The organism is Pseudomonas sp. R9.37 (assembly GCF_963878885.1).
In the GTDB taxonomy this organism is placed as follows: domain Bacteria; phylum Pseudomonadota; class Gammaproteobacteria; order Pseudomonadales; family Pseudomonadaceae; genus Aquipseudomonas.
Map to the genome: position 1 here is coordinate 1 of NZ_CAWNZA010000033.1, position 355 is coordinate 355.

The 355-nt window shown below is 57.2% G+C and carries 1 protein-coding gene; it reads right to left on the reverse strand.

Going from position 1 to position 355, the window contains the following annotated elements:
• A partial coding sequence (locus AACU78_RS19135; RefSeq protein ID WP_158266171.1) for an immunoglobulin-like domain-containing protein occupies window positions 1–355 on the reverse strand: 355 nt, incomplete at both ends.

Sequence of the window (355 nt, forward strand, 5' to 3'; positions counted from 1 at the left end):
TGGCGTTGGTGATCGTCGTGTTAACGGTCGAACCGTTGTTGTAGACATCATTAGCCGGCGTTTCAAACACCACCGAGCCCGCAGATTTACCCGCTTCGATAACGATGGTCTGGCCATTGCTCAGCGTTACGGTGACCGGAGTTTGCGCCGGGTTGGTCAACGTGGCGGTGTAAGTAATGTTGCCGCCTTCAACGACCGATGGGTCCGCCGTCAAAGTGACGGTAGTGGTATCGATCGAGTCGGTGATCGTGGTGGTGGCTGGCGCTGGGTTGGTCGCCAGGTTCTCGAAGTTACCACCGGTGGCGCTGGTGATCGTCGTGTTGACGGTCGAACCGTTGTTGTAGACGTCGTTAGC